At 63.8% G+C, this 26,653-nt stretch carries 18 protein-coding genes; all 18 read right to left on the minus strand.

The window, feature by feature from the left end:
• Nucleotides 1-9: 9 nt before the first annotated feature.
• Complete coding sequence (gene fliE / locus ACTYOL_RS19555) at nucleotides 10-342, minus strand: flagellar hook-basal body complex protein FliE (RefSeq protein WP_054891884.1); 333 nt, start codon at nucleotides 340-342, stop codon at nucleotides 10-12.
• Nucleotides 343-447: 105 nt separating this feature from the next.
• Entirely contained in the window at nucleotides 448-1,821 is a 1,374-nt protein-coding gene (locus ACTYOL_RS19560; RefSeq protein WP_200602782.1) for a sigma-54-dependent transcriptional regulator, read from the minus strand.
• Nucleotides 1,818-3,035, minus strand: coding sequence for a sensor histidine kinase (locus tag ACTYOL_RS19565; RefSeq protein WP_444756951.1), 1,218 nt, complete (start codon nucleotides 3,033-3,035; stop codon nucleotides 1,818-1,820). Before ACTYOL_RS19565 ends, ACTYOL_RS19560 begins: the two co-directional genes overlap by 4 nt.
• A gap of 142 nt (nucleotides 3,036-3,177) precedes the next feature.
• Nucleotides 3,178-4,653, minus strand: coding sequence for a transcriptional regulator FleQ (fleQ, locus tag ACTYOL_RS19570; protein ID WP_054891886.1), 1,476 nt, complete (start codon nucleotides 4,651-4,653; stop codon nucleotides 3,178-3,180).
• A 169-nt stretch (nucleotides 4,654-4,822) separates the two neighbouring features.
• On the minus strand, nucleotides 4,823-5,119 hold the full coding sequence (fliT, locus tag ACTYOL_RS19575) for a flagellar protein FliT (RefSeq protein WP_054891887.1): 297 nt from the start codon (nucleotides 5,117-5,119) through the stop codon (nucleotides 4,823-4,825).
• 15 nt (nucleotides 5,120-5,134) lie between these two features.
• Complete coding sequence (gene fliS, locus ACTYOL_RS19580) at nucleotides 5,135-5,530, minus strand: flagellar export chaperone FliS (protein WP_054891888.1); 396 nt, start codon at nucleotides 5,528-5,530, stop codon at nucleotides 5,135-5,137.
• A gap of 132 nt (nucleotides 5,531-5,662) precedes the next feature.
• Nucleotides 5,663-7,069: a flagellar filament capping protein FliD gene (gene fliD / locus ACTYOL_RS19585; protein ID WP_153774593.1), complete on the minus strand. Its 1,407-nt coding sequence runs from the start codon at nucleotides 7,067-7,069 to the stop codon at nucleotides 5,663-5,665.
• Nucleotides 7,070-7,148: 79 nt separating this feature from the next.
• Nucleotides 7,149-7,505: a flagellar protein FlaG gene (locus ACTYOL_RS19590; protein WP_153774594.1), complete on the minus strand. Its 357-nt coding sequence runs from the start codon at nucleotides 7,503-7,505 to the stop codon at nucleotides 7,149-7,151.
• A gap of 72 nt (nucleotides 7,506-7,577) precedes the next feature.
• Nucleotides 7,578-8,438, minus strand: coding sequence for a flagellin domain-containing protein (locus ACTYOL_RS19595; protein WP_054891891.1), 861 nt, complete (start codon nucleotides 8,436-8,438; stop codon nucleotides 7,578-7,580).
• A gap of 281 nt (nucleotides 8,439-8,719) precedes the next feature.
• Nucleotides 8,720-9,655, minus strand: coding sequence for a ketoacyl-ACP synthase III (locus tag ACTYOL_RS19600; protein WP_054891892.1), 936 nt, complete (start codon nucleotides 9,653-9,655; stop codon nucleotides 8,720-8,722).
• 218 nt (nucleotides 9,656-9,873) lie between these two features.
• On the minus strand, nucleotides 9,874-13,404 hold the full coding sequence (locus ACTYOL_RS19605) for a glycosyltransferase family 2 protein (protein WP_444756952.1): 3,531 nt from the start codon (nucleotides 13,402-13,404) through the stop codon (nucleotides 9,874-9,876).
• A 122-nt stretch (nucleotides 13,405-13,526) separates the two neighbouring features.
• On the minus strand, nucleotides 13,527-16,247 hold the full coding sequence (locus ACTYOL_RS19610; RefSeq protein ID WP_444756953.1) for a glycosyl transferase: 2,721 nt from the start codon (nucleotides 16,245-16,247) through the stop codon (nucleotides 13,527-13,529).
• A 56-nt stretch (nucleotides 16,248-16,303) separates the two neighbouring features.
• Complete coding sequence (locus ACTYOL_RS19615) at nucleotides 16,304-19,879, minus strand: glycosyltransferase (RefSeq protein WP_444756954.1); 3,576 nt, start codon at nucleotides 19,877-19,879, stop codon at nucleotides 16,304-16,306.
• A gap of 116 nt (nucleotides 19,880-19,995) precedes the next feature.
• Nucleotides 19,996-21,558: a flagellar hook-associated protein 3 gene (locus ACTYOL_RS19620; RefSeq protein ID WP_153774598.1), complete on the minus strand. Its 1,563-nt coding sequence runs from the start codon at nucleotides 21,556-21,558 to the stop codon at nucleotides 19,996-19,998.
• 13 nt (nucleotides 21,559-21,571) lie between these two features.
• The gene (flgK, locus tag ACTYOL_RS19625; RefSeq protein WP_112898870.1) at nucleotides 21,572-23,617 is read right to left on the minus strand and encodes a flagellar hook-associated protein FlgK; all 2,046 of its coding nucleotides are present in this window, start codon (nucleotides 23,615-23,617) and stop codon (nucleotides 21,572-21,574) included.
• A gap of 12 nt (nucleotides 23,618-23,629) precedes the next feature.
• Nucleotides 23,630-24,823, minus strand: a complete 1,194-nt coding sequence (gene flgJ, locus ACTYOL_RS19630; RefSeq protein WP_065862064.1) for a flagellar assembly peptidoglycan hydrolase FlgJ — start codon at nucleotides 24,821-24,823, stop codon at nucleotides 23,630-23,632.
• 11 nt (nucleotides 24,824-24,834) lie between these two features.
• Nucleotides 24,835-25,944 (minus strand): flagellar basal body P-ring protein FlgI, encoded by a 1,110-nt coding sequence (locus tag ACTYOL_RS19635; protein ID WP_065862324.1) that lies wholly within the window; start codon nucleotides 25,942-25,944, stop codon nucleotides 24,835-24,837.
• Between the two features lie 12 nt (nucleotides 25,945-25,956).
• Entirely contained in the window at nucleotides 25,957-26,652 is a 696-nt protein-coding gene (gene flgH / locus ACTYOL_RS19640) for a flagellar basal body L-ring protein FlgH (protein ID WP_054891899.1), read from the minus strand.
• Between the last annotated feature and the right edge of the window lies 1 nt (nucleotide 26,653).

Here is a 26,653-nt window from a genome sequence, read left to right on the forward strand (position 1 = left end):
AATTCGTCCTCAAACCGGCATCTGCATGATGTCCTGGTACGCCTGGACCAGCTTGTTGCGCACTTGGGTCAGGGCCTGGAACGACACACTGGCCTTCTGCGAGGCGATCATCACGTCGGTGAGGTCGACACCGCTCTTGCCGATCTCGAAGGCGTTGGCCAACTGGCTCGATGCCTGCTGGGTATCGCTGACCTTGTTGATGGCCTGGCCGAGCATGTCGGCAAAGCTGCTCTGGCCCGGGGCGAGCTCAGGCGCAGCGGCGACCTTGGGCAGCGACATGGCATCGGCCTGCATCGCGCGCATGTCCAACATCAGACGATTGAATTCAACACCTTGGCTCATGAACTTCTCTCTCCGGCGGCCGCATTTTTTTGACACTGATGCAGCGGGTAAAACGGTTAAAGCAACAAAGGTGCCAGCCTTCGCAAAGTCGCTCCGCAAAGGCACTTACCCGTACAGGCTGGCCTCGACATCCATCCCCGCATCGCGCATCTGCGCCAGCTTGTAGCGCAGCGTACGCGGGCTGATGCCCAGCCGTTCGGCAGCCTCCTTGCGACGCCCACGTTCGGCGCGCAAGGTATCGATGATCATCTGGAATTCATGACGACGCATATCGTCGCCCAGGCCACTGGACTCAGAAGCCGATTCAAGCGATGATGGCTCTGTGATATCACTGCTTGCTGGTGACAAGGGAATGGCGCCCGCCAGACAGAAATCCGCCGCCTCGATCACCCCACCCTGCTGCAGGATCAGCGCTCGCTGCAGCGCGTTGTCCAGCTCGCGCACGTTGCCAGGCCATGCGTGCGCCTGCAGGCATGCCCGCGCTTCGGCCGACAGGCGAACCGGCGCATGCTTCATCTTGCCGACATGCTTGGCCAGCAGGCGCTCGGCCAGCGGCAGGATATCGGCGCTGCGCTCGCGCAGTGGGCGCCAGGCCAGCGGGAAGACCGAAAGGCGGTAGTACAGGTCTTCACGGAAGCGCCCGGCAGCGACTTCGCCAGCCAGGTCACGGTTGGTGGTGGCCAGCACGCGAATGTCCAGGGTGATCGGCTTGCGCCCGCCGACCCGCTCGACCTCCCGCTCCTGCAGCACGCGCAGCAGCTTGGCCTGCAGGCCCAGTGGCATTTCGGAAATCTCGTCGAGCAACAGGGTGCCGCCATCGGCTTGCTCGAACTTGCCCGCCTGGGCCGCGATGGCACCGGTGAACGCGCCTTTTTCGTGACCGAACAGCGTGGCTTCGAGCATGTTGTCTGGAATCGCCGCGCAGTTGATCGCCACGAATGGCTGCGCGGCGCGCGCCGAGCGCTGATGAATGTAACGCGCCAGCACTTCCTTGCCGGTACCCGACTCGCCCGAGATCAACACCGTGGAGTCGCTGCGCGCCACGCGGGCAGCCAGCTCGAGCAACTGCCGACTGGCCGGCTCACTGGCCACCGGCCCCTCCTCTTCGACACCCAGGTGCCCCGCGGCATGACGATCGACCAGACTCAGCAACGCCTTGGGTTCGAACGGCTTGACCAGGTAGTCGGCAGCGCCCTGACGCATCGCCTCCACCGCACGCTCCACTGCAGCGTGCGCAGTCATCAGCAGCACGGGCAGTTGCGGATGGTGACGACGCAGTTGCGCAAGCAGTTGATGGCCATCCATCCCCGGCATGTTCACATCACTGACCACCAACCCGAAGGCCTCTTCGGCCACGGCGTCCAGCGCCTCTTCTGCACTACCCACGGCGCGGTAGTCGAACCCGCCGATCTCCAGGGTATCGCCCAATGCCTGGCGCAAGGCACGATCGTCCTCGACCAACAAAACCTTGACCATCACTGCACCTCCGTCGATTGCCCGTCGATCAGCGGCAGCACCACCCGCACGCAAGTGCCACGCCCGACTTTCGAGCGCAGCTCAAGACTGCCCTGATGCGCCTTGACCACCGCCTTGACCACCGCCAGGCCGAGGCCGGTGCCGGTGGCCTTGGTAGTCAGGAACGGCTCGCCCAGGCGCGCCAGCAGCTGCGCGTCGATCCCGCTGCCAGCATCACTGACGCACAGGTGCAGGCTCTGCCCCCGACGCAACAGGTGTACTTTCAGGCGCGCGGGCTCCGAGCTTGCCTGCAGCGCGTTCTCGATCAGATTGAGCAAGGCGCCAACCAGGGTGTCGCGATTGCACAGCAACTCGCCCAAGTGCGTGTCGCACTGCCAGCGCACCGCATGGCCCTGCACATGGGAGTGCGCAGCCTGTTGCAGCGCCTGGAACAATGCCTTTGGGGTCAGCCGGTCATTGAGCGGCAACTCGCCACGGGCGAACACCAACATGTCGCGCACCTGATGTTCAAGCTCGTGCAGACGCTCCTTCAGGCTGCCGGCGAAGCGCTGACGGGTTTCCAGAGCCAGGCCGCCCTGGTCGTCGGCCAGATGGCTGGCATAGAGCATGGCCGCCGACAGGGGCGTGCGAATCTGATGCGCCAGCGAGGCAACCATGCGCCCCAACGACGACAGACGCTCGTGACGCGCCAGTTGTCCCTGCAGGCGACGGGTTTCGGTCAGGTCGTTGAGCAGCACCAACTGACCGGGCTCGGCATCCAGCGAACGGGTGGCAATGGACAAGCGTCGACCGTCACGCAGTGACACCTCGTGGCCGTCATCCTCTCGCGGCGCGAAGCTGCGGGCGATGACCTGGCGCCAGAGCTCACCGACCAACGGCGCACCGAGCAACTCACAGGCGGCAGGGTTGGCTTCGCGCACATAGCCCTGGCCGTCGATGACGATCACCCCGCCAGGCAGCAGATCCAGCAAATGCTGCAGGCGGTTGGCCAGACGCTCCTTTTCACCCAGCTCGGCCATGCGCTGTGCGCTGACCACCTCCAGCTCGCCCTTGAGCTCGCTGACGCGGGCCTCGAGCATGTTGTACGACTCACTGAGCTGGGAGGAAACCTGGTTGAACAGGGCGAACGCCTGCTCGAGCCCTTGTCGACTTTCCTGTTCGACCGGGGTGCGTCCCTGCTGCTCAGGGGCTCGGGAGATGTGGGCGGCCTGGGGCATCGTGCTCTCTCGCATGGCTGACCGTCATAAAAACGGTACTTTGCCTGCGGTGTAGCAATAGCCGTGCCGGGGATGGGGTTTCTGAAAACACACCAGCCCCTTGCAGGCGCAACGCGAGGTTGCGCCTGCAAGGGGCGGGGCTTCAGTCTTCGGCCTGGTCTTCGCCGCCCTGGCGACTCATGCCGTACTTGCGCATCTTCTCGACAAGCGTGGTTCGACGGATGCGCAGGCGTTCGGCGGCGCGGGCAACGATGCCGTTGGCGTCGTCCAGGGCTTGCTGGATCAGCCCCTGCTCAAGGCTGCCGAGATAGTCCTTCAGATCCAGGCCTTCCGGCGGCAGCATGGCGTGGCTGGAGAAGTTCGGCGCATGGCCGTTGATCGCCACGCGCTCTTCGAGATCGCTGCGCAAGCTGTCGACCAACTGCTCGTCTTCATCATCGACGTAGCGGAATTTTTTCGGCAGCTCGGCAACGCCGATCACCCCGTACGGATGCATGATCGCCATACGCTCGACCAGGTTGGCCAACTCACGGACGTTGCCCGGCCAGCCATGCCGGCACAGCGACATGATCGAGGCCGAGTTGAAACGGATGGAGCCGCGCTTCTCGTGCTCCATGCGCGAGATCAGCTCGTTCATCAGCAGCGGAATGTCCTCGACACGCTCGCGCAGCGGCGCCATTTCGATGGGGAAGACATTCAGGCGATAGTACAAGTCTTCGCGGAAGGTCCCCTCTTCGATCATGGTCTCGAGGTTTTTGTGGGTCGCCGCGATGATGCGCACGTCGATGCTCTGGGTCTTGTTGCTGCCAACCCGCTCGAAGGTACGCTCCTGCAGCACGCGCAGCAGCTTGACCTGCATCGGCAACGGCATGTCGCCGATCTCGTCGAGGAACAGGGTACCGCCGTTGGCCAGTTCGAAACGCCCCGCACGGCTGGTGATCGCCCCGGTGAAGGCGCCCTTCTCGTGTCCGAACAGCTCGCTTTCGAGCAGCTCGGCAGGGATCGCCCCGCAATTGACCGGCACGAAAGGCGCTTCACGGCGCTTGGAGTGATAGTGCAGGTTGCGCGCGACCACTTCCTTGCCCGTGCCGGACTCACCGAGGATCAGCACGCTGGCATCGGTGTCGGCCACCTGCTGCATCATCTGCCGCACATGCTGGATCGCGCGGCTGGTGCCAACCAGGCTGCGGAACAGGTTGGGTTCGCGCTGACGACCGCGCTCGCGCGCCTGGTCGTACATCTCACGGTAGACCTGGGCCCGGTGCAGCGAATCGAGCAACTGGCTATAGCTGGGCGGCATCTCCAGGTTGGACAGCACGCGCCGGCGCAGGTCTTCAGGGAACTCGGCAGAAGAAATTTCACCTAGAAGCAGAACTGGAAGGAACTCATCCCACGCAGCCACTGTCTTAAGCAGGCCCAGGACACTCGCCGGTGCATTCACAGCCCCGATCAGCACACACAGGACTTCCCTGCTCGAAGACAATGCCTCTACCGACTGCTGCCAGTCCGCACTGGAGCAGGAGAGGTTCTCTTCGCCGAGAAAATTCAGGACCACCGCCAGATCGCGGCGGCGTTCGCTGTCGTCATCGATCAGGAGGATCTTGGTTTCACGCCACATTCAATACTAACTTCCCTAGTCATATCGGCGCCCGCAGGCGTGCTCGACATCATTCCGACTGAAATGGTCAGTGTTCGGACGTCTGAAATTTCGAAAACAGCCACTAGTTAAGTCAAAAAACAGCACACAGTCAAATTAATGGCGCGCAGCTTCTTGCATTGCCCAGCGATCAGCTGAACAGATGGTATACCTTTGTCGCGTTTTTTGCCTGACGGATCTGCGTCATCTCGTCGACTATCGATTGACGTTCACCACTTGCAAATTCAATCAATTGCCGATACACCGCCAGCAATTCATCCAGACTGCTCCTGACCTGTGCATCGTTTTCCTGCGCTTCGGCCAGGATATCCTCGACGCACACGCGACATGCCAGGTCGAGCTTGCCCACCGCATCCCAGTCGCGCTCAGCGAACGCTGCCAGCAAGGCATCGCGGGTCTCTTCGATACGTGCAATCACTTCGCTCATGTGCGCCTCCTGGAATTACTCTGCCGGCACCTGTTCGCCGATGGCGTCCCAGCCTTCCTTGACCGTGATCAGCAGGCGCGCCACTTCGTCGATGATCGCCGGGTCACTGTGGACGTTGGCTTCGATCAGGCGACGGCTCATGTACTGGTACAGGTTGTCGAGGTCGGTCAGGCTGTCGGCGTGATTCTCCAGATCCAGCCCTTCGCGCAGGCCGCCAATGATGTCGATGGCCTTGCCGATCAGAATGCCCTTCTGGGCGACGTCCTTGCGCGCGATGGCGCCCTTGGCCTGGGCCATTCGGTCAAGACCGCCCTGCATCAGCATCTGCACCAGACGGTGCGGACTGGCTTCGGAAGTCTGCGCAGCACCGTTGACTTTCTGGTACTGCCGAAGGGCCAACATCGGGTTCATGGAACTACCTCATTGCAGCGAAAAGGTTGCGTATACCTGCTGTATCGCCAGCTCGTCAAAAAACTTTAGCCATGAAACACAAAGCCCGGTACACCTGCAAGGTGTCACCGGGCTTTTGTCGCCGCTTAGCGATCAGCCTTTCTTGGCCTGGGCATTCATCGCATCGAAGATCGAGACGATCTGCTCGCCCTGCTTCTTCATCAGGCCCAGGGCGGTGTCGAGCGCTGCGTACTTCTTGGTCAGCGAGGTGGTCAGCAGCTCGGTACGGCGGTCCAGCGCAGCCTGCTGGTCCTGCAGGTTCTTGGTCACCTTGTCGAGCGCCGACTTGCGCGAATCCAGCGAACCGCCGGTCTTGACGTAGGGATCGAGGGCCTTGGTCATCCGGTCGAAAACGCCACCGTCGGCAGTGAACAGCCCCTGAATCTCCGAGCCAAGCTTCTTGTCGTTCAGTGCAGCGGTGAACTTGGTGCTGTTGAACTCAAGCGTGCCGTCTTTCTGGGTGTTGATACCCAGCTGGCTAAGGGTATTGAGCTGGGTGCCCGAACCGGCTTCGGCGACCACCTTGCCGATGTCGCTCAGCAACGAGCGCGTGGTCGGATCGTTGGTCAACGGGCCCAGGCTGGTCACGTTACCGGAAGAGTCCTTGGTCGGTGTCGTCAGGGCGGTAACAGCCTTGCGCAGGGTGTTGTAAGCATCGACAAACGACTGAACCGATTTCTTCAGGCCATCGTTATCGAGTGTCACACTCACCTTGACCCCGGTCGTGGCAGTGGGCGAAGTGGTGCCGGTAAGCTCGAGGCTCAGGCCACTGACCGCGTTGTCGACGACGTTCTTGGAACTGGTCAGCTTCAAACCGTCGACGGAGAACTCGGCATCCTGTGCCAAGGCGTCGATAAAGCCGCCCCCCGCACCCACCATCTTCTGCGTGCCATCGATGGTAAGTTCGGGGATACCGCCAACGGAAATGTCACTGCCCTTGCCGGTCGTGGTAGAGCCGAACACCAGACGCGAACCGCCCGCCTCGTTGACGACGTTGGCGGTGATGCCTTCCTTGCCCAGTTCCTTGTTGATCTGGTCGCGCACGCTTTGCAGCGTGGAACCGGCAGCAACGTTGACCTTGTAGGTCTTGCCGTTCTGGCTGATGGTCAGCTCACCTTCGCTGATCGCTGAGGTCCCCCCCCCGGCGAACTGCTGGCTGGCGACCTTGGAGCCAGTGGCCAGTTGGCTTACCCGGATATCGTAGGTACCGGCAACCGCACTGTTGGTGGTCTTGATCTTGACCACGCTTTCGTTGGCGGACGTACCGGCAAAGGCGTTGAAGGAAGGCGCATCCTTGTCGTTGAGCTTCTTCATGGCGTCCTGGAACGCCGTGAGAGCGCTACGCAGGGAGCCGATGCCCGAGAGGATCGCCGAGTTGTTGCTCGACTGCCGAGCAATCTGGTTGGACTTGGCCGAAGTATCGGACTTCACCAAGGCATCAACGATCTTGCTGATCTCGAGGCCGTAGCCCACGCCTGTGCTAGGAGTAATTGCTGCCATGTCCTGCCCCTCTCTTCAACGCGCCCGCCTCGCTCCTGCAAGGCCGGCATGATTCGTAACGCGCAATGCTCGCCGCCGGTCAGACCTTGGCGTTGAACAGTACACTTTTGACATCGCGCAGGCTTTCGGCGATCCGCAGGGCCTCCTCGGAGGGAATCTGACGGATCAGCTCGCCGGTTTCGCTGGCGATGACCTTGACGACAATCTTGCCGGATTCTTCATCCGTGGAAAACTCAAGATTACGTCGGGTTTCTTTCAGGAATTGCTCGATCTGCGAGACGGCTTTCTTGACGTTGTCAGTGTCGTGCACCTTGACCGCGTCCTTCTTGCCACCCTCGGCGGATGCTTCCAACGGCCGCGAGACCGGCTTGTCGGCAACCTGCTCGGCCGAACGTGCGGCCGGATAAGACAGGTTCAGCTTGACGCTCATGTCCATGTCCACCACCTCGTAATGAAAAGGCGGGGGAGCGCCGCAAGTGCACTCCCCCGCCAGCAGCTATCAGGCAGATTAGCCCAGCAGCTTCAGAACTGCCGACGGCAGCTGGTTGGCCTGGGCCAGAACCGAGGTCGAAGCTTGCTGCAGGGTCTGCTGCTTGGTCAGCTGGGCAGTTTCGGCAGCGAAGTCGGTGTCCTGTACACGGCCACGAGCAGCTTCGGCGTTCTCGTTGATGTTCTGCAGGTTGTTGATGGTGCTGGTCAGACGGTTCTGGGCGGCACCCAGGTCAGCACGGTTGGTGTTGATTGCCTGCAGGGCAGCGTCGATTGCGCTGATGGCGGCGGTGAAGGTCTGCTCGGCGGCGGTGCTGTTGGCACCGGTGATGCTCTTGCCAGCCAGGGCGGTCAGCGCAGCGCCAGTACCGGTGGTTTTCATCGCGGCACTGAGAGTCACGGTGATCTGGTTGGCGGAGCCGGAGTTGGAGCCGACCTGGAAGGTCATGACGCCAGCGGTACCGTCCAGCAGGTTCTTGCCGTTCAGCTGGGTGGAGTCGGCGATACGGTCGATTTCCGACAGCATCGACTGGAACTCTTTGTCCAGAGCGTCACGGTCTTGCTGGCTGTTGGAGTCGTTTCGGGACTGGACGGCCAGTTCACGCATACGCTGCAGGATGTTGGTCTGCTCTTGCATCGCGCCTTCAGCGGTCTGGGCGATGGAGATACCGTCGTTGGCGTTCTTGATAGCCATGGTCTGACCGCGGATCTGCGAGGTCATGCGGGTAGCGATCTGCAGGCCAGCGGCGTCGTCTTTGGCGCTGTTGATTTTCAGGCCGGACGACAGACGGGTCATCGAGGTGCTCAGAGCGTCGGAAGCACGGCTCAGGTTTTTCTGAACGCCCAGAGAGGTGGTGTTGGTGTTAACGGTCAAAGCCATGACGAATTCCTCGTTGGATTGGGTACTGCGGCTTCCGGCCCTGGCGTTTGCCGGGTGTGTGGCCTAGAGAACCTTCGTAATGGTTATCGTCGTCGTGGCGGTTTGCTTTAGGGGGTTTTGCGATTTTTTTTAGTGGCACGCTGCCACCCCAATGAAATCAAGGGTTTGACGCCAGAAATACAGCGTCCGCCGGGGCCCGCAGAACTGCCAAATAGACAGCAGAAATGCAAAAGCGCCGAACGGTTACCCGTTCGGCGCTTTTGCAGATACCGCGACAACACTCAATCAGTGCGTTCGATGATCGCCGAACCCCACGACAAGCCGACGCCAAAGCCACTGAGAGCAACACGCTTGTGGGTCGAACCCAGCACATGCTTCTCCAGCAGCAACGGAATGCTGGAGGAAACGGTATTGCCGGTCTCGACCATGTCCTTGACGAACTTGCCCTTGTGCGCGCCCTCATCGAAGCGCGCCGACACCGCATCGACGATGGCCGCGCTGCCCTGATGCAGGCAATACAGGTCGATGTCGTCAGCCTTGAGCTGGCTGGCCTCGAGCAACTGGTTCAGGTGCGCCGGTACCTTGACCAGGGCGAAGTTGTAGACCTGACGACCGTTCATGAAGAACTTGCCATCGGTGGTGCGCAGGTGCTCGGCACCGGCACCGTCGCTACCGAACAGCGACTTGCCCAGTTGCCAGGCCGCGCCCTCGCCCATCCAGGTCGCGGTGGCGGCGTCACCGAACAGCATGGTGGTGTTGCGGTCTTCAGGGTCGACGATCTTCGAGTACGGATCGGCGGTGATCAGCAGGCCGTTCTTCAGGCCCGCAGCTTCCATGAAGCCCTTCATCGCGTACAGGCCGTAGACATAGCCCGAGCACCCGAGCGAAACGTCGAACGCCGCAACATGGGTCGCAAGCCCCAGCTTGTGCTGGACGATGGCGGCGGTGTGCGGCAGGCCCTCGGCGTCGCCATTCTGGGTGACGACGATCACTGCATCGATGCTGGCAGGGTCGAGCGAAGGATTGGCGGCGAACAGATTGCGCGCGGCCTCGACACACAGGTCGGAAGTTTCCTGCTCGCTGTCCTTGCGCGGCAAGAACGTGGAGCCGATCTTGCCGAAGATGAAATCCTGGTCCTTGCCGAATTTTGCGCCCTGGGCGTAGTTGTCTACCCCTTGAGTCGGCAGGTAACTGGCGATGCTTTTAATGCCAATCATGTGGCTTCCCGTTCAATAACAGCGAAGTAGCCCACGGCGTACGCAACGACGAAACGCCAGGAAACACGGGACGCCCCTGTTCCTGACCACGTTTTGGCTGCGCGACGGCGGCTCCTAGTTTGGACAATATACAGTGAAGATGCGCGAAGTGACTCTCAAGTCACGCGTTTTTTGTCGAATGGACACCGCAGCGTCACATCCTCACTGCGGCCCCCCCCTCAATCGGGTAACCAGGCGCGGCGCCAGCTCTCCAGTCGCGTCCCTTCGAGCAGCCACTGCCCACGCACCGCCGCCTGCAACGCATCACCCAATGCCGCCGACGCGTCGCGGTCGGACAAGTGCAGACGGATCGCCTGCAGCCACTCGTCGGGCTGGTTGCCCGCACGCGACAGCGGCAAGGCATCGCCTGCGGCAAAGCCCGGCACTCGACTGCAGATCACCGGATGACCACAGGCCGCGTGCTGCAACACGCGCATGTCGCCAGAGCAGGCGTTTTCCATCGAGTCGGCCATGGGCACCAGAGCCAGATCGAGATTCAACGCCGCCAGGGCCTCGCCGAGACGCCCTGGCTCGACCGCTGGGTGCGACTCGCTGACGAACGGCTTCAAGCTACCGGGACACTCACCCAGCACCACCCACTCGACTTCATCCGACAAGGCCGGCACTACCTGTTCGAGCATCTCGTCGTCCTTGCCGGCGATCCAGCCAAGACGTGGCAAGTCTCCTGCGCGTCGCTCGCCCTTCAGGCGGCCCCAGCCGACCGGCAAGGCGCTCTCCAACACCCGGATATCGTGGTGCAGCCCCTGCAGCCGCTCGGCCAGCACGGGGGTCGACACCAGTACCCGGTCAGCGTGCATCAACGCCGCCTGCAGGCGCTGCAGCAGATCCTCGCTGGACTCGAACTGTGCAAGCGCGGGATAACTGTCGAGCACCACCACTTTCAGCGCCCGGGAGAATGCACTCAGCCGACGCAGGGTCAGCAGCCCTGCATCATCCAGCGGTCGCTGCAGGATCACGCTGGTCGGGGCAAAACGCTCCAGCTCCACCGCAGACAACAGCCCGACGGTCGCGGCACCGTCGAGCAACGCGTTTTCGCACATCGCACCCAGCGGATGGATCAGACGCGACAGAGCCTGCTCATCCTGCTCGGCAATGCAAGCCAACACTCGCGGCACCTTGCCGAGCAGCGGTCGCCAGCTCAGGTCATTGCTTTGCAGCACGAAACCTTGCCCGGCACGCAGCGAGAAATTGCCGTTGTAGGCCGGGTCATGTGCCAGACGCGGCAACCAACGTGCATACAACGCGTCGTGCTGCTCTTCGCTGGCCAGCGCATCGCGTGGCGCATCCAGCAGCAAACGCGCATGCGGTGTCCAGACATTCAGATAGCCAGCCTGATACAGTTTCAGGCACAGGTCGACATCGGCCCAGGGCGCCAGCAACTCGCTGGCATCGAAGCCGCCTGCCTCGTGGAACAGTTCGCGCCGCAGCATCAGGCACTCGCCACCAACAGCAGCGAAGTTCTGCTCCAGCCCCAGGCGCGCCATGTAGCCCGCAGACTGCGCAGGCAGGCCGGCGAACGCCGGTCCCACAGAGCCGTCGATCCCGAGCAGCAAGCCGGCCTGGCGTACCGTGCCGTCACCAACCAGCAACTTGCCACCGACGGCACCGACTTCGGGGCGCTGGGCATGATTGAGCAGCGCCGCTAACCAGTTGCCATCGAGCACCGCGGCGCGGCCGTCGAGCCAGACCAGATAATCACCCCGCGCCTCCTGCGCAGCCGCGTTGCACAACGCAGCCCATGGCTGGCCTGGCATGTAGCGCAGCACCTGGAAGCGCCCATCGCCGATCTGCCCCACCATATCCAGCCATTCGAGCAGTGCCGGGTCTTCACTGCCCGCCTCGATCAGCAACACCTCGAACTGCTCATGGGCGGTGTGCGTGAGCAGGGTTTCCAGGCAGCGCTGGAAGTCGACCAGTTGCCCGCGCAACGGCACCATGATGCTCACGGACGCGACATGCGCATGGCCGTAGTCGATGCGATAACCGCCCGGCACGTCGTCAAGGGCCAAGACCTGCGCCCGTTCATAGCCGCGCAGGCGCAGGTGATGCTCGATGACCCTCTGTTCGTCGGCACAGGCCGCCAGCGGCTCGCCATTGCCGATCAACAGAGGCTCGGCGACATGCATGACACTGCCCAACCCGCGCTCAAGCAACAAACTCAACTGAAGGCCAAGTTCGAAGGCTCGCCCGCAGTCGCTGGCGAACCCTGCCGCCAGCGCCTCGCGCCGATAGATCCAGTGCCGCGACAGGCTGCCCGGCATGGCCAGCAGCAGGTCGAGGTTAAGGTCCGGACGCAGCGCCAGCTCGATTTCCCCTCCCTCGCGGCGCAGCCCTTCGTCGGCGTACACCGCCTGGCAGTCATCGGCCGCATCGAGCAAACGCACCGCCAGCGCCAGCAGCCCGCTGGCGACGAAGGTCTCGCCAGCCTCGACCAGCAGGCACCAGTCACTTGCGCTATCGCTCAGCACCGTGTTGATCGTCGCCACCGGCTCACGTGGATCGCAGGCATGCCATTGCACACCGACACGCTGCGGGTCGCACTCACCCAGCACATGCACCTGCAACTGTCGATACAGGCCACGGTCAAGACTCTCCAGGGTATGCAGCAGTGCCTGGCGGTCACCATGATCACGCACCAGCACGGCAAGCTTGGGCGCCTGTGGCCCGGACAACGCCTGCTGCAGGCGCTGTACCTGGGCGGGCAGCGGATAGCGCTGCCGCAGCCAGTCGAGCATACCGTGCCGGTTGCCCGCGGCTTCACGCACGGCTGCGTCCTGGGTCTTGGCGATGAAGGTGTCCATCTGCTGCCAGAACGATGCGGTACGTTGCACATAACGCTGCAGGCCATCGCCAACGGTGGCCCGGGCCTGTTCGAGGGCGTGCGGCTGGTCGGCCATGGCAAAGCCGACGCAACCGAAGAAGCTGTTCTCGAGCACCTGCTGATCCACGCCATGCCCCGGCATGAACAGCACGGGGCAACCACACAGCACCGCGATCACGCAGGTCATCGACCATTCGTAGGTGTACAGCACCTCGGCATGGCGCAGCACCTCGGCCAACTCCACCAGGCTCAGGGCATTGGCCACGCTGAGCAGGCGAATGCCGGCAGGCAACTGGTCGTAGTCGATCATCTCCAGCGGGTGGCGGTTCTGGTAGAGGTAGGCGCCCTCGCGAGCACAATCGGCAGCGCCGGCGGCGAACAATTCGATGTCAATGGTGGGCAGGCACAGCAGGTCGACGTTGACATCGCCACGGGCCTCGGCAAGGCGTTCGGCGTAGTAGAAGATCAAGTCGGTCGCCGCCGCATTCATGCTCTTGCCGCTGATGAAGCTCTCGAAGTTGAGCATGTAGCGCGCCACCACCGGGCACTCCAGCGGGTTGCCGCTGACCACTTCGGGATAGACCGCGATCGGCACCTTGCCCTCGGCCAGGTGGCGGCGGGCGACGGCCGGGTCGAACAGCGGCGTCTTCAGGTCTGGATTGACCACATCGGTGCCGTAGATGTATGCCTCGCGGCCATTGAGGTTGAGCATGTGGCAGAGGTAGTGCATCGAAACGATACCGGAGGAGGTATCGCGGTAGGCAGGCGCCAGCAGGTAGTAGGGATGCCCCGGCTTGGTGAACATCAGGCGCAGGCGCGTCAGCGCCTGTTCGAGCGAAAGAGCATCCAGCTGCGCAGCGGTCGACATTGGGGGGCGAACTCCAGGATCAGGACAGGCCGCTGACCATCACGGTGGCGGCCTGTCAATAATTTGCCAGCGGGCATGAAAAAGCCGGGCTTAACCCGGCTTTTTTGCAATTAGCGCGCCAGTCACCCCAGCTGTGCCAGCCACTGCGGCGCACCCGCGGCGCTCTGACCGTCGAGCCGCGCAACCCCCTGGAACGCGCCGGGCCATTGCTCGGCCAGCGCCTGCACAGCTTGCCCGGCAGGCACCACCAGCTCGTTGCCCATCAGCCTGGCACGCGGCGTCCACACTACCATCAGACCGTTGCTGCGTACCGCCAGGCACAGGGCCAGGTCCGCCGCACCCGTTGTCGGCAGGCCACCGCACTGCTCGAAGGTCTCGCGGCCGATCATCAGGCAATCGCCGGATACCGCCGGGCAATCACGGACCGACAGCGGCCAGCGCGCCGCGGCGCTGCGTGCCGCCGAGGCACCGGCCCACGGTGCATTGACCTGGCCGCCGTCGAGCAGCTCGTAGCCAGCATGCAGCAGGACCTCGCCGCGCCCCCACAAGCTGGCCCCGACGATCCCCACCTCAGGGCGCTGGGCCTCGTTGAGCAGCGACTCGATCCAGGCCGGAGTGATTACGTGGCAGCGCTCGGACAGCAGCACCAGGTAATCGCCACGCGCCTGCCCGGCGGCCAGCGCCAGCAGTTGCTCGCGCGAGGCATGCGCCTCACCGGCAATCAGCCGCACGCGTGTGCCAAAGGTCTGGGCAATCGCCGCCTGCCCTGCGCTGTCGTGCCCCGGCAAGGCCACCACCACTTCGAAGCGCGGATAACGGGTGCGCTGGAAGATCCCGGTCAGCGACACCTGCAGTTGCGCGGTATCGCCCTCGCCCGCCAGCAGGATGCTGACCAGCGGCGTGGCGGTATGACGGAAATCGATGGTCAGGCCTGCACTGCCCTGGTCGCTGATCTGGGCGCGGTAGCCCAGCTCGGTCAGGTGGCGGTTGAGGACCTTGGCCGCTTCGTCGGTCAATGCCTGCTCGGGCTGCTGACCGATGACCAGGTAGTCGTCCATGTGCGCGAGACAGCCGACACCCTGCTGCTGGACCAGACGCAGCAACAGGTCGTACTCCAGCGCATGACGATAGGACTCGCTGTAGCCACCCAGATCGACCACGGCCTGGCGACGCACCAGCCAGTGCCGCGACATCAGGCCTGGTTGGCTGCGCAGCAGGTCCAGGTCACTGCCCGGACGGGTCACGTCAAGCAGACGGCCTTCGCTGTCGCGCTGCACTTCATCGGCAGCGATCGCCTGGCAGCCCGGCGCCTGGGCCAGCTCGACAGCCAGGCGCAACAGGCCACCGGCCAGCAGCACGTCGCCAGCATCGAGCAGCAGCAGCCACTCGCTGGAAAGCTGTTTCACCACCTGGTTCAGGTGGGTCGCCCAGTTGCCTTCGTTGACCTGGATGAAGTGCAGGGTATCGCGCGCGGTGGTGATAGCCGGGGGCTTGCCGCCCTTGAGCACCACCAGCTTGAAGTTGCGCAGGCCGCTGGCCAGCAGGCTGTCGAAGGTGGCCTGCAGCGCCTGGTCGTCGTTTTCCAGGTCCAGCACCACGAAGGCGATCTGCGCAGCCGGGTGGCGCGCCAGGAAGCGCTGCGCGCGAGCTCGGTCGGCTTCAGCCGGGGTCGCGGCAGCAATGGCGGCCAACACCTTGCCGGACGGCGTCATCTCGAGCAATGCGCGGGCATCAGGTGCCGGAACGCTGCGCAGGCGCACCAGCCAATCCTGCATTTCGCGAACATGGTGGGTGTCTTTGGCGCCGGTCAGCAGCGGCACCAGGCGCTGACATACGTCCTGGTTGAACAGGCCCAGGCCCAGCGCTTGCAGGTAGCGCTGCTGCAGGCTGTCGTTGGTGTCGTTCGGATGCACTTGCAGCAGGTCGTGCTGGCGCACCCAGGCGCCTTCGAGCGCATGCAGATGACGCTCGCCAGTCGGCCAGGCATGGCAGAGAAACTCTATTTCGCTCAGACGCTGGAACAGCCTGCCGTTGTAGTACGGCAGCTCGACATACTGGCGCGGCTCGAAGGTCTGTTCAGGGTCGTCGATCACGCTGGCCCAGTCGGAGCTGAACAGCAGCGGCGTCTCGCCCTGATCGTAGCTGCTGCGCACGAAGCGGTTGAGCACCACGAAACCTTCTTCGCCGGCACACACACCCGCCGCTTCATCCCACTGGCGCAGGCTGCGCACGGTCTGGGTCAGGCGCTCTTCGCGGGCGGCTGCGCCCAGGTCGTTGCTCAGCAGTTCGCAGACCACATCGGTCTGCTCGAGGCTGCCGATCTCGCCTTGCAGCAGGATCGCGTAGCCCAGCGCCACACGCCAGCCCGCGGCATCCAGCGCTTGCGGCAGGCCTGCCAGCGCGGTCTGCAGGGTAGCGACACGCAGCACCGCGCGCCAAGCCTGTTGCCCGCTGTGACCATAACGGCGCACGCGCGCCAGAGCGTCCTCTGCGGCCTCGGGCGCGGCGAATGCACCCAGCTTGTGGTAGCTGAGCTTGCAGTTGCCCGCCGCATAGGCCAGGGCATGCCCCTGTACACCCTTCAACTGGGGCTGTGCAGCCAGAGAGGCAGCAGCCTTGCCCAGCGCATCGGCGAGAACGAAGTCGGCATCCAGCGCCAGGCAGACGAAAGGCGTTTTCACCTGATCGAGCAGTTCGCCGAGTTGGCCTGCCGGCTCCAGCGCCAGGCACGCAACGCCTTGACCGGCGTAGTAGTGGAGTGCGCGGGCGCGGTGATCCGCCTGGTCATGCCCAAGCAGGACAACGGTCACGTCGGTGTGCGAGCCGGTTGCGGTATCGATCATAAGGCACCTGTTCAAGTGTTCGGTTCTGCGCAAGGCCTGGGCCCGGCGCCTGGATTTCAGTCAGCCAGCCAGGCGTTGGCCCAGTGCTGCAGATGATGTTCGGTGAGGACGTAGTCGCTCAGTACCGCCTCGCGCAGAGCATCGCCCTGGCGATAGCTGGCAGCCGGGTCGTCGAGGTGCATGCGGATCGCTTCCAGCCACTGCGCCGTGGTGTTGTCTGCCACGCGGGTGCACGGCAGGTAGCCGGCATAAGCCTTGGTGTCGGTGCAGATGACCGGGAAGCCGCAGGCGCCATATTCGAGCAGCCGCAGGTTGCTCTTGCAGTCGTTGAACAGGTTCTGCTCCAACGGTGCCAGGGCCAGGTCAAGGTTGAGGCTGGCCAGCTTGCGCGGGTAGTCACCGAACGAAATGGCCGGGTGAAACTCCTTCACGTAAGGCAGCAGCATCTCGGGGCACATGCCGAAGAACACCCAGTCGACTTCGTCGGCCAGCGTGCGCACCACCTCCAGCAGCAGTTCCAGGTCACCGCGGTGGCTGGTGCCGCCCGCCCAGCCTACACGCGGCCGCGCACTTGTCTGACGCTCACTGCGCAGGCCCGTCCACAAAGAGGCGGCGAGCATGTTGGGGACCACGCGGATGTCGCTGTGCATGCTCGACAGGGCATCGGCCAGCGGTTCGGTAGAGACCACCACGCGATCGCACAGGCCGATGGCTTCGCTGACCAGCTCGCGCATGTTGCGCGGCAGGTTGCGGGCGTGATCGTTCTTCTTCGGCGGATCGATGATGTAGTCGTCCAGCTCGTAGATGCGCCGGGTGTTGGAGAAGCGCTTGAAGCGAGCGATATCGCGCAGGCTGGCCGGGGTGTAGCGGCACTGCAGGATCACCACATCAGGTTTTTCCCGCTCCAGTTCGATCAGGCTCGGTGCGCTGTAGTCGATGCGGCCCTGGATCCAGCCGGCCTTTTCCAGCTCGGCGAACGGCTGCGATACACGATAGTGGCCGATGGCGGAGGTGCTGCTGGGCAGCCCCATCACCGACGGCATGGCGCGCGCAATGAACGGATCCCAACCACCGCGCAGGCCCGGCTCGAAGTTGAAGTTCGGCAGCTTCAGGCTGAGGTTGCGATTGTAGGCAGGATCGAAAGCAACCCATGCCAGCCAGCGCTCATACAGCCGCTCCTGATCGGCCAGCAGGCTTTGCGGTGCGGGCTGTTCCTGAGCGGGCACCGGCACCTGGGCGACCCGCGAGAACGGCGTCCACACCGACAGGTAGCCCGCTTCGCGCGCCCGCAGGCACAAATCGGCATCGAACAGCGATACCTCGAACGCCGCGGTATCCAACCCACCCAGCTCGGCGAACAGCGCTGCGCGCACCAGCAGGCAGTCAAGGCCCAGGGCGCTCCAGTTCTGCACCAGGCTCAGGCGGTTCATGTAGCCGTCGGCATTCACCGCACAGCTCAGGAACGGCGTGCCGGCAGTGCCATTCATGCCCATCACCAGGCCGGCCGAGAGCACCGAACCATTGTTGTCGAACAGCTTGGGGCCAACCAGGCCGACTTCCGGGCGCTGCCCCAGATGCATCAATTCCTGCAGCCATTGGCCGTCGAACAGCACACAAGTGGCATCAAGCAGCAGCAGGTATTCACCGCGGGCCTGACGGCTGGCCTCGTTGAGGCTCTGCGCCCGCCCGGTGGCATCCGCCTGGCAAACGCGCAATTGGTCACTGCCCAACCCCTGCAGGCCGCCCAGCCAGTCGCGCACCTCGGAGGATGTCTCGCTGCTGGCCACCAGCAACACTTCGAAATCAGCGTAGGCGGTATGGGCGAACAGCGATTCCACGCAGCGCATCAGCACCGCCAGCTCGCCCGCGGCGTGGATGAGGATCGAGACACTGGCGGCTTGGGGGTGCAGGTAGGTGACCCGCGTCATCATGCTGCCTTCGATACCCGAAACCCGCGCCTGCACGCCCAGGCGCTCGAAATGTGCTTGCAGCACACGCGGGGCCTGCACATGCGCCTGCGCATCGTTGAGCCAGTCGGCGTAGCTGTGGTGACACTGCACCAGCACTTCGGCGATGTGCTCGACCACCTGCAGGCCGTGGGCCTCGACCATGCGCCAGAGCAGGTCGTGGGGAGCGAGCGTGGCGAAGCTGGAATCGAAGCCGCCAAGTTCGCGCAGCGCCTTGGCATCGAAGGCAAGCAGCCGACCGACATAGGGCAGGCTGCGCATCAGGTCGAGGTTGAAGTCGGGTTTGAAGATCGGACACGACGGCGCCAGGTTGTCGTTGGCGCCTTCGTCGATGTACAGGCACAGGCTATCGCCACGCAAGGCCATGCGCTCGGCCATGATCACCAGTGCATGAGGGTGCGCACGGTCACCGGCGCGCAGCAACAATAGCCAGTCGATATCCTGGGCGGTGGCCAGCCACTGGCCAAGTTCGGCAAAGTGATCACCCTGGCTGTGCAAGTGCCGGGCATCGCCCTGTACCTGGCCAGCCAGCGCCGCCGGGCCCAGCACCAAGGTACTGCGGGCGGGATAGGACTGCCCCTGCAGGCTCTGCAAGGTGGTGCGCAAGGCCTTCTCGTCGCCCGCATCGGCCAGCACCGCCACCGCGATGCGCGGCTGGCGGGGCCACTGCTCGATGCGTTTGGGCAGCAGGCTGACCTGGCCCGCAGACAACTGGCGCGACGCCAGCCATTCGGCATACAGCTCGTCGAAGCTGATGCTGTCTGTACCGATCTGCTGGCCAAGGTTGGCCATCTGACCGGAGAAGAAGCGGCGCAGGTCCATTTCCTCCCAGACCTGATCGGCCGCCCCGGTGTATTCGGCCAGCGGCAGGGTGCGCACCCAGCCATCGGCCGGCGCTGGCTCGCCAGTGGACTCGGCGAGCATCTGCAGCAGCCATTCGGATTCGGTCCTGGCAGCTTCGACCATGCTGCCCTGGTGGCTCAGGCGCCCCGCGTGCACGCGCTCAAGGCTCAGCACCTGGTCCAGGCTGCACAGGTGACCACGACGCAGCAGGCAGGCGTACAGCGCGAGGTCCAGGCGTGCGGCGAAGCCCTGCCCCTCCCCGACCAGCGCCGGCAGGTAGGCCTGCACCTCGTCACGGCGCAGCAGCGCGTGGCTGATCCCGCCAAACAGATTGGGCACGCCATCGGCGACGCTTTCGAGCAGGTCGGTGCCATTGATCACGGCACTGTTCAGGGAAATGACGAAGTTCAGCCAACGCGCCGGCAGCAGCACATCGTCGGCTGCACACAGCAGGCGCTGGCAGATGACCATGCTGACCTTGGCGTGATCGCTGAGCACCCTGGCCTGTTGGCTGATGCAGGTGCCGAACAGCACGTCGTCGTCACAGAGAAACTTGATCAGCTCGCCCGACGATTCCTCCAGGCAGCGCTGCAGGTTGCGGGCAAAACCCAGGCGCTCGGGGTTGCGCACATGACGCAAGGGCACCGTGCAACCGACACGCAGCTCTTCGCAGATCGCCGCGATCTGGTCACCGCGACTGTCGTCGCAGACCACGATCTCCAGGTTCGGGTAATCCTGGCCGATGGCGCTGGCCAGCGTGGCGCGAAAGAACTCGGGATTGAACGCGGGGATGGCGATGCTGACGAGGGGATGTGCGTTCACTAGGACTCACTCAAGCGATTGAACCGCGGGACCGGCTGCCACCCGGTCCGGCGCTGACCGGCGGGTGGCGAGGCAGGCTCGTGGGACGATCACCCCGCGATCACCCGCATCTGGGTTCAGATGTAGTTGACCAGCGACAGGCCGGCGATCTTGGCGTAGGACTGCAGCGAGGCCTGGAGCATGTTGGTCTGCATCTGCAGGCGCAGCATCACCGTGGCCGGGTCGCTTTCGCGGATCGAGCTCTGGGTCTTGGCGTTCTCGTTGCCCAGCGCTTCGTTGGTTTCGGCCTGGACATCCAATGCCGCGCCGCGACCACCGATGGCGCTGATCGACGAGCTCACCTGGTTGGTGGCACTGGCGATGTTGCCGATTGCCGAGTCCAGCGAGGCGAGGAAGTTCTGGCGCGCCTTGGGGTCGCTGTCCATCGGCACGCTCAACGCGGTGCGCAGTTGGCCAATGGTGTTGAGCATGTTCTGATTCTGGTGGGTGTCGACCTTGATCGCGAAGGAGTCACCCGCATTGGGTGCACCGGACAACTGGAAGCTCACGCCCGAGGCCGTGGCAGTGTTGCCCGCCAGGGTGCCGGTGGAGATCGGCCGGCTGTTGTCGGTGAGCGGCGCTGCATACAGCTCGAAGTCGGTAGCGCTGGTGAACTTGAGCACCGCGCCGCCACCTGGGAACGAGGCGTTGTACTGCGCCTGGTTGCTGATGGTGGCGTTATTGACCTGAGTGCCGGACGTGTTGCCCGGGCTGCGCGAGCCAGCGATGGCGTCGGGCTTGGAGCTCAGGTTGAAGGTGTGGCCGGCAATCGCGGCATCCGGGTTGTCGCCCGGCTGCAGGGTGATCTTCAGGCGCAGGTCGACACCGCGGAAGGAGATCGAACCATTCTCGGCATTCGGGTTGTAGGTCCCGCCCTGTGAGGCTTCCAGAGTCACGTCGTTGTTGCCCGAATCGAGGATTCGGTACTGAGTGCTGCTGAGGAACTCGACGCGGTACGGCTCGCCACTGCGGAAGCGGTCGTTGAACGTCGCGCTGCCGGACACCTGGCCGTTGGACAGGCTGACCCGACCATCGTCCACCGCTGGAGCGGTCAGGGTGGTCTGGCTGCGACTGGTGTTGAGTGCCTGCTCGAAGGCATCGAAACCGGTCTCGTTGGCCGCCAGGCTGAGCATGTCGCCCACCTGCAGTTTCAGCTGGCCCTGGTCGCCCTGGTAGCTGTAGGTGCCGTCGGCGTTGCGCACGTAGGGCGGGGTGTCGCCCTTGGAACCGGAGAACAGGTACTTGCCGTTCTCGTCCTTGCTGTTCATCAGAGAGAACAACTGCTCTTCCAGCGAACCCAGCTCGTCGGCGTTGGCCTTGCGGTCGGCGTCGGTGAAACCGGCGTTGCCCGAGCTGATCGCCAGCTCGTTGACGCGCTGCAGCACCTTGCCGATGGCATCGAGGGTGCTTTCGGAAGTGCTCAGCGAGTTGCGCACATTGGTGATGTTGCTCTTGTACTGGTCGAGCATGTTCTGTTGCTGCTCGAGCTGCAGCAGGCGCGAGGCGCCTACCGGATCGTCGGCTGCAGTACGCACGCGGATGCCGTCGCTGGATTCCTGCTGGGTTTTCACCACGTTGGAAAAGCCGCGCTGATAGTTGGCGCTGCTGGTGTTGTAGAACTGCGAAGTGGAAATGCGCACGGTCTACGGCTCCTTAAAGGCTGTTGATCAAGGTGGCGAAGGTTTCCTGGGCCGCCTTGATGATTTGCGACGACGCGGTGTAGTACTGCTGGAACTTGATGAGGTTGCCGGTCTCTTCGTCGATCGACACCCCAGAGACAGCGTTGCGCCCATCGAGCGCCGACTTCTGCAGGGCATTGGTGGCGTCGGAGTCCATGCTTGCCTGGCCGGCCTTGCCGCCGACGTTGGACACGAGCTTGGCGTAGGCATCGGTCATGCTGATGCCCTTGCCGTCGGCACCGACTTCCACGGTGGACTTGGTCTGCAGGTCGATCACCGACTTGGCGTTGCGGTTATCGGACGAGCCTGCGCCGGTCAGCGAGACGGTGAAACTGTCACCGTTCTTCGGCGCGCCCGCGACGTCCATCTCGAAGGTGAACGAGCGCTGGGTGGCGCCGTCCATGATCGGGTTACCGGCGCCATCGACCATCGGCACCGAGAGCTGCAGCTTGTTGCTCTGGCCGGGCACGATGGTGCCGGTGCCGATGGAGTTGCCCTTGGCGTCGTACAGGGTGTAGCCCTGGGGGGACGCGGAGTCGTCGCCGAACACCAGCTTGACCGGGGTCGAATACTTCAGGCCGGTCTGCAACTGAGTACGATCGGTGGCGTTGTAGATGTCCAGCTTGGAGGTCAGGTTCGGCTGGGTGATCTGCCCGGTGCCCTTGTTGCCCGAGCCGCTCACTGCACCCAACGGCGCGGACAGCGCCAGGCGCTTGGGATCGGTGAGCACCGACTCGATACCGGCTGCGGCGTTGCGGGTCGGGGTGATCTTGAAGCTGTCACCAGCGGCAACGGCGCCACCATTGAGCGAGAGGCTGAAGCCATCGATCACTTTCGGTGGGTTGTCGTTTAGGTCGAAGTTGCCCATGTCGGTGCCTTCGGGCAGCTTGCGCACGTTGTAGCCGGTGGCACTGGTGAAGGTCACCTGGTAGTCGCTGGTGCCGAGCTTACCGGTGTCCTTGATGGTCACATCGAGGTTGCCGGAGCCTGCACTGTTGCCCTGGCGGGCGATACTGCGCTCGCTGATGGCCTTGGCGCTGTTGATGTCGCCGAACAGCAGCGCGCCGAATTCACCATTCTTGTCGACGCCCTGGCCGAGCTGGCTGTTGATCGCATCGGACACCACCAGTGCCACCCGGCCCAGCTCGTTGAGCGCAGGGTCCAGGGTGTCCTTGCGGTAGCGCAGCAGGCCACCGAGCTCGCCACCGGTGGTGGTGTCGGTGATGTCCATCTTGGTGCTGCCGCGGTTGATCATCAGGCTCATGCGCGTCGGATCGTTGCGGTTTGGCGCGACCTCGAGGGTCTGGGTGGTCTTGCCCAGCACCAATGCCTGGCCGTTGGGCAGGTAAATGTCGTAGTTGCCTTCGCGCTCTACCACCTGGCTGCCGATCAGCTTGTTCAGTTCGCGCACGGCGCCGTCACGCTGGTCGAGCAGATCGTTCGGCTGGCCCTGGATCGCCGACACGCGCGAGATCTGGTCGTTGTACTGGGCGATGGTCGAGGTGAGCTTGTTCACCTGATCGGCGATCGACGCCATGTTGGCGTTGATGTTGCTGTTCTGCTGATTGAGTTGCGTGGACAGGGTGTTGAAACGCTTGGCCAGCGATTGCGCGCTGGTCAGCAGCAACTGGCGAGAGGCATCTTCGTTGGGCTTGGCCGCAGCGTCCTGCATGGCGGTGAAGAAGCTTTTCAGGGCAGCCGTGATACCGGTGTCAGCGCTCGACAGGGCAGTGTCGAGCGGATTGATCTGGTTCAGGTACGAGTTGGCATCGCTGGACAGCGAGGTGGTGGTGCGCAGCTGGTTCTCGAGGAACGAGTTGTACACCCGGCGCACGTCGGCCAGCGTGGTGCCGCTGCCGATGAAGACGTTGCCGTTCTGCTGCGAGCCTTTGGTCTTCTGCACGTTCTGCTGGCGCGAGTAACTGTCCACATCGGCGTTGGCGATGTTGTTACCCAGGGTGTACATCCCCGACTGCGCGGCACCCAGCCCCGACATGCCAATATTGATCAAGCTCGCCATGATTCGCTGCCCTTAAAGTTGCGTGGTGGTCCCGAGCATTGCGTAGCTCGTGTCCGACTTCATCTGTCTTGCGATCTGCGAGATCTTGCTGGCGTAGTTCGGGTCGGTGGCATACCCGGCCTTCTGCAGCTCTCGCACAAACTGTTCTGGGTTATCGGCCGCCTTCACCGCATCTTGATAGCGCGCGTTGTTCTGCAGCAGGCTGACCAGGTCGTGGAAACTGTCCTGATAAGAGTCGTAGGAACGGAACGCGGCCGTCTCCTTGACGAACTGACCGTTGCGGAACTCGCTGGTGATCGCCCTCGCCTCGCCGCCCTGCCAATTGCCGGTGGCCTTGATGCCGAACAGGTTGTGGCTGCTGCTGCCATCGGTGTTGCGCATGACCGATTTGCCCCAGCCGGTTTCCAGGGCGGCCTGGGCCACCAGGTAACGCGGGTCGATACCGATGCGCTTGGCGGCCTGCTCGGCCATCGGCAGCATGGTGGCGACGAACTCGTCGCTGTCGGCGAAGGCTTTCTTCGGCGCCAGCGGCGGCTGGGCCACCGCGCGCCCGAGAATCTGCATGCCACGCCCTGGCGCGGCGAAGGCCTGGGCCGGCTCCCAGTCACCGGTGGCCACGCCACCGGGCGGGATGTCGCCACGGCCCGGCAACGCCGCGGTGTTGGTCGCCGCAGGATTGCCCGCCGACGGCACGATGCCGGCGAGCAGACGGTCGGTGAGCTTGCCCGGCAGCGCCAGACGCCGCGCATTGAGCGCCGCAACGTCGTTGCGGGTGGACGTCGATTCGGTGGCGTGGGCAGGTGCGACCACTTTCGTGCCCCACAGCGCCGGCGCATTGCCGTCGATACGCGGGAACGGACTGGTGTTCGGGCGCACACCCTTGTTCTTCGACAGCTGACGCACCAGTACGTCCTGCAGGCCGATACCGCCGCCTTCACGGGACATGCTCACGGCCAACTGCTGGTCGTACATGTCGCGGTACTGCTTGACCGTCTCGGTATTCATCGGATCGTCGGCAGCCAGCACATCGCCGGCCTTGCGCGAGGCCTTGAGCATTTCGCCGATGAACAGCGACTCGAACTCCTGGGCCACCTTGCGGATGTTGGCATCGCTGTCACGGTCCCCGTGCTTGAGCGAGCTCAGACGGTTGAGGTCGGTGTAGGCGCCGCTGTCGGCGGAACTTGAAACCAGGCTCTTCGGATTCATCGCCAGCGTCCTCAGATCACGATCAGGTCGGCCTGCAAGGCGCCGGCCTGTTTCAGGGCTTCGAGGATCGCCATCAGGTCGCCCGGTGCCGCGCCGACCTGGTTCACCGCACGGACGATTTCATCCAGCGTGGTCCCCGGGCCGAACTTGAACATCGGCTTGGCTTCCTGTTGCGCATTGACCCGCGACCGTGGCACCACGGCAGTCTGACCGTTGGAGAACGGCCCCGGCTGACTGACGATCGGGTCTTCGGTGATGGTCACGGTCAGGCTGCCGTGGGTGACGGCGGCCGGCGATACCTTGACGTTCTGGCCGATGACGATGGTGCCGGTACGCGAGTTGATGATGACCTTGGCCACGGCCTGGCCCGGATCGATCTCCAGGTTCTCGAGGATCGACAGGTAGTCGACCCGCTGGCTCGGGTCCATGGGCGCGGTGACGCGCACCGAACCGCCGTCCAGCGCCTGGGCAACGCCCGGGCCGAGCAGTTCGTTGACCTTGTCGACGATGCGCTTGGCGGTGGTGAAATCAGGACGGTTGAGGTTCAGGGTCAGGCTGTTGCCCTGGTTGAAGCCGCTCGGCACCGCTCGCTCGACCGAAGCGCCGCCAGGGATGCGACCGGCCGACGGCACGTTGACGGTGATCTTCGAGCCATCGCGACCTTCGGCATCGAAACCACCGACCACCAGGTTGCCCTGGGCAATGGCGTAGACGTTGCCATCGATCCCCTTGAGCGGGGTCATCAGCAGGCTGCCGCCACGCAGGCTCTTGGAGTTGCCGATCGAGGACACGGTGATGTCGATCACCTGGCCGGGCTTGGCGAAGGCCGGCAGGTCGGCGTGCACCGACACTGCAGCGACGTTCTTCAACTGCACGTTGCCCGAACCTGGCGGTACCTTGATGCCGAACTGCGACAGCATGTTGTTGAAGGTCTGCAGGGTGAACGGGGTCTGGGTGGTCTGGTCACCGGTGCCGTTGAGCCCGACCACCAGGCCGTAGCCGATCAACTGGTTGGCGCGCACGCCGGAAATGCTGGCGATATCCTTCAGGCGCTCGGCGTGGGCACCGAACGCGAAGGACAGGAGCAAGGTCGCGGCAATCAACTGCCTGGCGTTGAACATGGTCATCCGTACTCAGAAGGGCCAAAGCGGGCTCATGAAGAAGCGGTCCAGCCACCCGGGCTGGCTGGCATCGGCGAAGGAGCCGGTGCCCGAATAGGTAATGCGCGCGTCGGCCACTCGCGTGGACGGCACGGTGTTGTCGGTGGCGATATCATCGGCGCGGATCAGACCAGCGATACGCACCAGCTCTTCGCCGGTGTTGAGGGTCATCCACTTCTCGCCGCGCACGGCGATGATGCCGTTGGGCAGTACATCGGCCACCGTCACGGTGATCGAGCCGGTCAAGGTGTTGCCCTGGCTGGCCTGGCTGGCACCCTTGGTGGCACGCTCGCCCTTGTACCCCGCGTTGAGCGACAGGTCGCCGCCGCCGAACGGGTTGTTGGTGTTGGGGGTGGTGCCGAACAGCGAGGTCAGGCCGATATTGGCGTTGCTGTCCTTCTGGATCTGGGAACCGGCGTTCTTGCTCGCCGAGGTACGCTCGTTGAGGGTGATGGTGATGATGTCACCGACACGAAACGCCTTGCGATCGCCATACATGTTCTGCTCGAACCCGGCCTGGTAGATCGAACCGTTGTTGGCCGCCGACGGCAAAGGTGTACGCGGCAGTACAGGCGCGTAGTACGGGTCGTTGGGCTTTGCCGTCGGCGCAACGCAACCGGCCAGCAACACAGCCCCTCCCAGGGCGACGACGGACAACAGACGATTCATG

The sequence above is a fragment of the Pseudomonas sp. A014 genome (assembly GCF_052378495.1).
GTDB lineage: Bacteria > Pseudomonadota > Gammaproteobacteria > Pseudomonadales > Pseudomonadaceae > Aquipseudomonas > Aquipseudomonas machongensis.

Bases quoted from the DNA above. Each gene is read 5' to 3' on its own strand.
- fliE (WP_054891884.1), bottom strand. From the start codon at position 342: ATGAGCCAAGGTGTTGAATTCAATCGTCTGATGTTGGACATGCGCGCG.
- ACTYOL_RS19565 (WP_444756951.1), bottom strand. From the start codon at position 3,035: ATGCCCCAGGCCGCCCACATCTCCCGAGCCCCTGAGCAGCAGGGACGC.
- fleQ (WP_054891886.1), bottom strand. From the start codon at position 4,653: ATGTGGCGTGAAACCAAGATCCTCCTGATCGATGACGACAGCGAACGC.
- fliT (WP_054891887.1), bottom strand. From the start codon at position 5,119: ATGAGCGAAGTGATTGCACGTATCGAAGAGACCCGCGATGCCTTGCTG.
- fliS (WP_054891888.1), bottom strand. From the start codon at position 5,530: ATGAACCCGATGTTGGCCCTTCGGCAGTACCAGAAAGTCAACGGTGCT.
- fliD (WP_153774593.1), bottom strand. From the start codon at position 7,069: ATGGCAGCAATTACTCCTAGCACAGGCGTGGGCTACGGCCTCGAGATC.
- ACTYOL_RS19590 (WP_153774594.1), bottom strand. From the start codon at position 7,505: ATGGACATGAGCGTCAAGCTGAACCTGTCTTATCCGGCCGCACGTTCG.
- ACTYOL_RS19595 (WP_054891891.1), bottom strand. From the start codon at position 8,438: ATGGCTTTGACCGTTAACACCAACACCACCTCTCTGGGCGTTCAGAAA.
- ACTYOL_RS19600 (WP_054891892.1), bottom strand. From the start codon at position 9,655: ATGATTGGCATTAAAAGCATCGCCAGTTACCTGCCGACTCAAGGGGTA.
- ACTYOL_RS19605 (WP_444756952.1), bottom strand. From the start codon at position 13,404: ATGTCGACCGCTGCGCAGCTGGATGCTCTTTCGCTCGAACAGGCGCTG.
- ACTYOL_RS19610 (WP_444756953.1), bottom strand. From the start codon at position 16,247: ATGATCGATACCGCAACCGGCTCGCACACCGACGTGACCGTTGTCCTG.
- flgK (WP_112898870.1), bottom strand. From the start codon at position 23,617: ATGGCGAGCTTGATCAATATTGGCATGTCGGGGCTGGGTGCCGCGCAG.
- flgJ (WP_065862064.1), bottom strand. From the start codon at position 24,823: ATGAATCCGAAGAGCCTGGTTTCAAGTTCCGCCGACAGCGGCGCCTAC.
- ACTYOL_RS19635 (WP_065862324.1), bottom strand. From the start codon at position 25,944: ATGTTCAACGCCAGGCAGTTGATTGCCGCGACCTTGCTCCTGTCCTTC.
- flgH (WP_054891899.1), bottom strand. From the start codon at position 26,652: ATGAATCGTCTGTTGTCCGTCGTCGCCCTGGGAGGGGCTGTGTTGCTG.